This window comes from Bacillus sp. mrc49 (genome assembly GCF_002803435.1).
Genome location: NZ_PHNG01000029.1, coordinates 1 through 461, shown reverse-complemented (window position 1 = coordinate 461; position 461 = coordinate 1). Strand labels below are relative to the sequence as shown.

Sequence of the window (461 nt, the reverse complement as noted above, 5' to 3'; positions counted from 1 at the left end):
CGGAAATCTCCCATTCTATAATCAGGATGATGATAGTGAAAATAATGTCCTACCAGAATATACGGCATTTCGTAACAAAACAAAGCAATTTGATGCTTTTTTATTTGTAACACCTGAATATAACCGTTCTGTGCCAGCTGTATTAAGTAATGCACTGGATATAGGTTCACGTCCTTATGGAGCGAGTGTTTGGAATGGTATACCAGCAGCCTGCGCCTTCACCCGGTAGGCAACCTCCTTCGGACTGAATGGCTTGGTAATGTAATCATCGCCGCCGATCGCCAACCCTAAAAGCTTGTCGATTTCCTCATCCTTTGCCGACAAAAATAAAATGGGTACATTGGAAACTTCACGAATACGCCTGCATAAATCATAGCCTTCGCCATCAGGCAGCATGATATCGAGTAAGACGAGAGCGGGATCAAGCTCTTGGAATCGAGCCCATCCGTCTGCAAGCGTCC

At 44.9% G+C, this 461-nt stretch carries 1 protein-coding gene and 1 pseudogene; one reads left to right on the top strand and one right to left on the bottom strand.

What is annotated here, in order from left to right; translation table 11 throughout:
• Positions 1–229: NADPH-dependent FMN reductase (locus CVN76_RS00295; protein ID WP_198512385.1), on the top strand; the 229-nt coding region annotated here is incomplete at its 5' end.
• Here CVN76_RS00295 and CVN76_RS00290 read toward each other — a convergent pair.
• Positions 211–461, bottom strand: a pseudogene (locus tag CVN76_RS00290) (response regulator); the annotation flags it as partial. The gene CVN76_RS00295 and the pseudogene CVN76_RS00290 sit on opposite strands and share 19 nt — an antisense overlap.